The sequence below is a fragment of the Paenibacillus ihuae genome, from assembly GCF_001368795.1.
In the GTDB taxonomy this organism is placed as follows: Bacteria; Bacillota; Bacilli; order Paenibacillales; family Paenibacillaceae; genus Paenibacillus_AQ; species Paenibacillus_AQ ihuae.
The window spans coordinates 3,849,559-3,856,170 of the sequence record NZ_LN831198.1 but is presented as its reverse complement, the minus strand read 5'-3'; the positions used below and the strand labels follow the sequence as shown (position 1 = coordinate 3,856,170).

Annotated in this window: 7 protein-coding genes and 1 pseudogene; 4 read left to right on the top strand and 4 right to left on the bottom strand. The window is 54.3% G+C overall.

Annotated features, from left to right (window positions below; all coding sequences use genetic code 11):
• The coding region (locus AQR02_RS33115) for a hypothetical protein (protein WP_209444175.1) at positions 1–222 on the top strand (222 nt) is incomplete at its 5' end.
• Here AQR02_RS33115 and AQR02_RS17835 read toward each other — a convergent pair.
• Complete coding sequence (locus AQR02_RS17835) at positions 211–1,179, bottom strand: bile acid:sodium symporter family protein (protein WP_054941631.1); 969 nt, start codon at positions 1,177–1,179, stop codon at positions 211–213. The two genes, AQR02_RS33115 and AQR02_RS17835, sit on opposite strands and share 12 nt — an antisense overlap.
• A gap of 181 nt (positions 1,180–1,360) precedes the next feature.
• Between AQR02_RS17835 and AQR02_RS17830 the strand changes: the two genes are divergently transcribed.
• Genes AQR02_RS17830 through AQR02_RS17820 form a run of 3 tightly spaced genes read left to right on the top strand, consistent with a single transcriptional unit; the run spans position 1,361 to position 3,440 of the window.
• Positions 1,361–2,212, top strand: coding sequence for an LCP family protein (locus AQR02_RS17830; protein WP_054941630.1), 852 nt, complete (start codon positions 1,361–1,363; stop codon positions 2,210–2,212).
• Positions 2,172–2,441 carry an LCP family protein gene (locus AQR02_RS17825; protein ID WP_054941629.1) on the top strand — a complete coding sequence of 90 codons (270 nt, stop codon included), beginning with the start codon at positions 2,172–2,174 and terminating at the stop codon, positions 2,439–2,441. The genes AQR02_RS17830 and AQR02_RS17825 overlap by 41 nt, the downstream gene beginning before the upstream one ends.
• A gap of 33 nt (positions 2,442–2,474) precedes the next feature.
• On the top strand, positions 2,475–3,440 hold the full coding sequence (locus AQR02_RS17820; RefSeq protein WP_054941628.1) for an acetylxylan esterase: 966 nt from the start codon (positions 2,475–2,477) through the stop codon (positions 3,438–3,440).
• Positions 3,441–3,675: 235 nt separating this feature from the next.
• Here the strand turns inward: AQR02_RS17820 and AQR02_RS17815 are convergent, their stop codons facing one another.
• The 3 genes and pseudogenes from AQR02_RS17815 to AQR02_RS34525 all read right to left on the bottom strand — a co-directional run.
• On the bottom strand, positions 3,676–4,926 hold the full coding sequence (locus tag AQR02_RS17815) for a SpoVR family protein (protein WP_054941627.1): 1,251 nt from the start codon (positions 4,924–4,926) through the stop codon (positions 3,676–3,678).
• 32 nt (positions 4,927–4,958) lie between these two features.
• A complete protein-coding gene (gene yhbH / locus AQR02_RS17810) occupies positions 4,959–6,176 on the bottom strand; it encodes a sporulation protein YhbH (protein WP_054941626.1) in 1,218 nt (405 codons plus the stop codon).
• A 23-nt stretch (positions 6,177–6,199) separates the two neighbouring features.
• Positions 6,200–6,612, bottom strand: a pseudogene (locus tag AQR02_RS34525) (protein prkA); the annotation flags it as partial.

The following is a 6,612-nucleotide window of genomic DNA, read 5'->3' as shown; positions in this document are numbered from 1 at the left end:
ATTTCGGCGCAAGCGGGCAATATGGGGAAATTAGAGGTAAAAATCCCCTTGATTTCGGCGCAAGCGGGCAATTTGGGAGAAATAGAGGTAAAAATCCCCTTGATTTCGCCGCAGACGGACATCAGCCCTTCAGCCCCACTGGCTCCAATCGAGCCGGTAGGGACCGGGTTAGAAGCCGGGGGCTTACTCACCCTATCCCTCGGCCTTCGCTCAAGCCGCTGAAGTCCGGTCGGCTGCATGATTTACCCTGGAGCGGCGGCCGAGCAGGAAGCCTACCAGCGAAGCGAGCAGCTGCTGGAATACCATTCCGAGTACGACGGGAACGGCGACCGGGGCGGGGAAATAGGACACCGCGAGTACCGCGCCGGCGCTGATATTGCGCATGCCGCCATTGAAGAGCAGCGCGACTTCATCTGCTTCGTTCCAGCGCAGAAGCCTGGCGGTGAAGAAGCAAAGGCAATAGCCGGTGGAAGCCATCAGCACAATAACAGCGGCTAGACCGACCAGATGCAGATTGATGTCCGTCAGGTACGGGGAAATAACAGACCCGTTAATCATAATCACGGCAGCCATGAACAGTTTGGACAGCGGGTTCAGCCTCGGGCTCCATACGGGAGCGGCCGCCCCTTTGCTCCATTCATTAAGCACCATGCCCAGCAAAGAGGGCACGACAATCATCCAGAAAAGGCTGCTCATCATGGCCCAGGTATCCAGTTCCACACTGGTTCCAATCAGCACGGATAGAACACCCGGTACGATAAAGGGAGCCAGCAGCGTGTCGATCAATATGATCGAGAGGGTGAGAGCGGTGTTGCCTTTATAAATACTGACCCAGATAAAGCTGCTGATCCCCGTAGGAATCACCGCAGCAAGCACAAGGCCGGTGATGGTGAATTCATCCGAGTGATAGAGCACATTCCCGAGCCCGAAGGCAACCAGCGGCATGGCAATATGAAGGATAAATAAGCAGGCGAATAGCGGCAGGGGCTTTTTGAGCACGTTCACGAAATCCTTAAATCCAAGACTGATGCTGCCGGCAAACGTCATAAAAGCAAACAGCCAAGGAGACAAAAAGGTGTAAGGAGTAAGCGCACTGCCACAGAGCACCCCGGTCAGGACACTCAGGGGAGTGATCAGCGGCATCATCCGGTTAAGCGCACGGTTCACAGCAAGAAGCATGTCATGACATCCTTTTTTGGTAAGTTCCTATCATTATACACCTTTCGAAAAGGCCTGCATGTAATTACACCTCAATGATACGCCCCGCATCTCTTCCACTTTTTAGTAAGCGACTTCATTAGCCTATGGTATAATCATTTACAACTTATAACATTAATGAGATGGAAGCAGGAGGAAGGGAATGGAGGAGCGAAGCAAGAGAAGGAAGGCACAGCGCAGCAAAAAACGTACGCGCAAGACACTGCTTAGTGTCTCAGCTGTATTAGGTACATGTCTAATCGCCGGAACTGTCTATGCCGGAACACTGTATTTTAAAGCTGAACGGGCGCTTGACCGGATCTCGGCATCGGGAACGGCTCCCGCTGAAACCGCTGGTCCTGCCTCACCAGTGCCGGGGGCATCGGCAGACAATGATGCGGCGGAGGAAAAGGATGATAATAAGCCGCTTACCTTTTTACTCGCCGGTGTGGACAACAGAAGCGGTAGCGGAGGGACGCTGAATACGGATGTGCTGATGCCGGTGGTTTATGAGCCTGTTACCAGGAAGCTGTCTATCCTGTCGATCCCACGTGATCTGAAGATTACAAGCAGTGAGATCGGCTCGCATAAGGCCAATTACTACTATGCCTATTATTACGCACATAACAAGGACGAGGATTTAAGCGAAACAAAAGAGTTCTACGGCAGTGTCCTGCAAATGGATATCGAGCATATGATTCTGATTAATTTTGCAGCGTTCAGCAGTATCGTGGATGAGCTTGGCGGGCTGGATATCAATGTGCCGATGGATATGCGGTACGTGGATAATGCCGACGGCACCAATATTGACCTGAAAAAAGGGATGCAGCATTTAAGCGGCAAAGAAGCTTTGGATTTCGTCCGTTACCGTAAATCCAACCGGGGAACCGCAGAGTCGTCCGATTTCTCCCGGAATGAACGGCAGCAGGAGGTGCTGAACCTCATCCTGGATAAGCTGGATTCCTTGAGCGGAGTTGCCAAGTGGGGGGGAGATCATCGACATTCTGGGCGATAATATCCGTACCGATATCAGCAAGGATCAGCTGAAGAGCTGGATTCTGAATTATAACTCCATGAAGCCTGCATCCAGTGAACTGTTTACGCTGAAATCGGAATGGAAGAGCCCATACGCGTATGCGAACGAAGCGGATCTCGTGGAGAAGCTGCAGAACTTACGCGACCCGCTGGGATTGCCTGCACTCGATACTCAGGAGCTGCTGCATGATTTTGGCATCACAGAATGATGTTCGGAAATAAGCATTAAGGGAGAAGAGAACATGGGTTACCTGGAGGATGTTACGAAGGAATTGTTCAACTATATGCCGGAGCTTACCCGGCAGGAGGACTTTGACCGGTTTTGGGAGGAAACCATTTCCGAGGCTAGGGCAGTTCCCTTGAATAGCAGCAGACAAAAAATAACCTATCCCATTGAGCAAGTGAGCGTATATGAGATCAGCTTTGACGGGATGGATTCAACGCCAGTGTGCGGCTGGTATATTGTTCCTGAATTCATGCAAAAGGAGAAATACCCATGCCTCATCCATTATCACGGTTTCACGGGCAGCCGGGGAGAGCCCTCCGAGTTCATGCACTGGGTATTGATGGGCTTCGCCGTGGTGTCGATTGACTGCAGGGAACAAGGCGGACGCACCGGCAGCCGGGCCCCCTCATCCTGGGGATACTCCATGAACCTGGCCAGTAAAGGTGTGCGCAGCAAATATGAGTATTATTACCGCTATCAATATATGGACTGTATGAAGGCGATCGATTTTGCCTGCGCCCAGCCGGAAGTGGACGCTAAGCGGATTGTCGTTGAAGGCGGCAGCCAGGGTGGAGCTTTGACGATGGCAATGGCCGCGCTGGATGACAGGCCTGCAGCAGCACTCGCAGATGTTCCGAGCAACAGTAATCTAGTGCGGAGAATTGAGGGGGAGCATGGTGCATTTGCCGGTGTAGCCGACTACCTCCGCCGGCATCCGGAAGAACTGGATCTGGTGATGAATGAGCTGAGCTATTTCGATACGATGAATATGGCCGGGCGGATTACCTGCAAGGTGCTTGCCTCCGTAGCCCTGAAGGATGAAACCTGCCCGCCGGAGATGTATTTTGCCACCTATAACCGGATTGCCGGGGAGAAAGAAATCAACATTTATCCGTTCAACGCCCATGAGGGCGGGGGAGCGATTCAGACCGAGGCCAAGCTTAAATCGCTGAAACAATGGTTTCCGGATTGGTTTCTTTAAGCATAGAGACTGGAAGAGGAAGCCGCGGGCCGGTGATCCATCAGGAGTGAAGCTTCTCTACGATCATCATTCGAGCCGCAGTTGGATAGCCCTCGGCCGTTATGCTTGGCAGAACCTGCCGGTGCCGCCCTAATGTGAGACCGGCTGTTTCTGCTCAATGTGAAGCACTGCTGCAAAAGACCCGCCAGAAGTTTGGCGGGTCTTTTGCAGCAACATTCACTTCTCCGGTGTGCCGTTATCCGGCAAGCTGTTTGCCGTCATAGGAATAGGTCTTTTCCTTGCCGTTCACGATGGTCTGCAGGTGAACCGACCGGCCCCAGAGCAAATGGACCATCGGCAGTGTGCGTTCCACGTATTTCCGGTCCAGCTCCAGTCCCTCGAAGCGGTTGTAGATCAGCAGCTCACCGCGGCCGTGCAGGTCATCATCCTTGACTGTCAGATAGGGGAAGCCGCCGTTAGTCCGTGAGCGGATGAGGTTATCCTTGATCTCATCCAGGCTGTTTGCGGTCACCTTGTATGCCTGCCCCTCCTGCTTATACAGGAATAAGTCCATCTCTTCAGCCAGCCCGCGGGTCAGGTAGTTGCGGATGAAGGAGACATCCGATTCCATCTCGCGGATTTCGAACAGCGCCGCCAAGCCCTCCTTCTTCTCGATATGCCGCAGCATCATCAGCCCGAGATAATAAGGATTGATCCGCCCCGGGGAGGGCTGGATTACGCCGGAGTTCATCTTGGAGAATTCAATAATTTCCGAATCGGTGAGCTCCAGCTCTCGCACCAGCTTGAGATGCCAGTAGCTGGCCCAGCCCTCGTTCATAATCTTCGTCTCCATCTGCGGCCAGAAATAGAGCATTTCGGCGCGCAGCATGTGGAGAATCTCGCGCTGCCATTCCTCAAGGTACAGGCTGCGCGAGGCGATGAAGCCGATGACATCCTTCACCCCGCCGTCACTTTCACGGAAACCTCCGGCATGGCCGGAGCGGGCGGGGAACGGATCGACATGCTCCTGGATGGCGATGCCAGCGTCAAGGAACCGCTCGACCTCATCAGCCCCGTATTCCTGGCTGAACCGGTCGATCCGGTCGGCGAAGACCGCCATCCGCTCTACCATGCTCCGGTCGGTTCCGCCGAACATGGCGTTGTTCTTGAAGAAATCACTGTGCCCGAGCACATGCGCCACAATCAGCTTGTTCTGCAGCAGCGTATTGCTGTCCAGCAGGAAGGCGTAGCAGGGGTCGGAGTTAATGACGAGCTCATAGATTTTGCTCAGGCCGTGGTTATATTCCGATTTCATCCGGTGATAGGCCTTGCCGAAGCTCCAGTGCGCGAACCGGGTCGGCATCCCGTAGGCGCCGATCGAGTAGAGCACCTCGGGAGGGCACATCTGGTAGCGCATCGGGAAAAAATCCAGCCCGTTCTCCAGCGCCAGGGCAGTCAGCTGCTCCACCGACTGCTCCAGCAGCAGCATTTCATTGTCCAGCAGCATCGTCTCACCTCCAGATTGGATAAACCGTAATTTCAGCTTGCCAGCTCTTCGCCGAAGAAGGCCTGCAGCGTTTTGAAGACATCCTCCTTTTCCTTCAGCAGTGAACGGGTGAAGGAGGGGGAGGATAACGCGGACAGGGCTTCCCACAGCTGTTTGCTTCCGTATACATTCTGGCGGATTTCACCGTAACCGAGCATATTAACCCTTTCCAGCAGTTCGCCTGCCAGACGGAGTGTAACCGGATTATCGCTGTCCAGATTGTCACCGTCAGAGAAATGGAACGCATAAGCATTATGCTGGCCTGGCGGATATTCATTCTCCAGAATACGCAGCGCCAGTTCATAGACGGAGGAACATTTCGTGCCCCCGCTTTCCGCCTTGTGGAAGAAGGCTTCCTCGTCGACCTCTTTGGCATCTGTAGTGTGGGCCAGGAAACGGATCTGCACATTGTCGTATTTGGTCCGCAGGAACCGGGTCATCCAGAAAAAGAAGCTGCGGGCCACATACTTCTCGAAAGTACCCATGGAGCCGGAGGTATCCATCATCGCCAGCACAACTGCTGAGGACTGCGGACGGCGGATATCCTCCCAGGTTTTGTAGCGCAGGTCATCTTCTGTAATCGGTCCAAGCACGGAGCCCGCGGAAGACGGGAGCTCCGGCAGCGAATAGGACTCGGCGGCCACCTGAGGGGACAGCCCGCCGCTCAGCGCCTGGCGCTTGATCGCTTCGAACAGCGTACGCCGCTTGTCGACGTTCGACATCATGCCCTGCTTGCGCACATCGTCGAAGCGGATGTCCGGCACGGTCATGTCGGGCGAAGCCTTCGGCTTCAGCCTCGGCAGCTGTAAATCCTCAAGGACCAGCTCCGCCAGCTCATCGATCGTCACTTCAGCCTCATACACATCCTCGCCTGGCAGCTCTCCGGCTTCGCGGCCGCCTTTACCCGGACCTGTAGACCCTGGCCGACCGGCCTGGCCGATTGTATCACCGACCTGGGTACCGCCCTGGCCCTGACCGACCTGCGGCTCATTCTTATAGTTGTAACGGAACTTAGGCTCGTCCAGACTGCGGATCGGCACTTTGATGACTTTGTCTCCTTGCGGCATAATGATGGACTCTTCACTGACCAGATCGGCAAGATTCTGCCGGATTGCTTCTTTTACCTTGCGCTTATGACGTTCCTGGTCGAGCTCTCCCTTGCGGTGCAGCGACCAGTCGTCGCGCGCGATCATGAACAAACGTTTGTCCATGTTCGTCACCTCCCGCGTGGTATTTACCGGTTCAGCAAGCTGCCGACATATTTCATCAGTTCGTTGGCACAAGTAGCGCAGTAGCCGTTATGCTCGATCAGCCGGCGGGACACCTCGTTCATCCGTTTTACCTGGGCTTCATCCGGGTTGATCGTCGATGTGGTGATTTTGATAACATCCTTAAGATCGGCAAACAGCTTCTTCTCGATGGCATCCTTCAGCGGCTCGTGTGAAGTATATTCGAACTGCCGCCCCCGGCGTGCATAAGAGGAAATCTTGATCAGAATCTCCTCGCGGAATGCCCGCTTCTGATTCTCGGTAATGCCGATCTGCTCCTCGATGGAGCGCATCAGCTTCTCGTCGGGATCATGCTCCTCGGAGGTGATCGGATCACTCATCTTGTATCCGCTGCAATAAGCTTCAACATTATCAAGAT

Bases quoted from the DNA above. Each gene is read 5' to 3' on its own strand.
- AQR02_RS17820 (WP_054941628.1), top strand. From the start codon at position 2,475: ATGGGTTACCTGGAGGATGTTACGAAGGAATTGTTCAACTATATGCCG.
- AQR02_RS17815 (WP_054941627.1), bottom strand. From the start codon at position 4,926: ATGCTGCTGGACAATGAAATGCTGCTGCTGGAGCAGTCGGTGGAGCAG.
- AQR02_RS17835 (WP_054941631.1), bottom strand. From the start codon at position 1,179: ATGCTTCTTGCTGTGAACCGTGCGCTTAACCGGATGATGCCGCTGATC.
- AQR02_RS17830 (WP_054941630.1), top strand. From the start codon at position 1,361: ATGGAGGAGCGAAGCAAGAGAAGGAAGGCACAGCGCAGCAAAAAACGT.
- yhbH (WP_054941626.1), bottom strand. From the start codon at position 6,176: ATGGACAAACGTTTGTTCATGATCGCGCGCGACGACTGGTCGCTGCAC.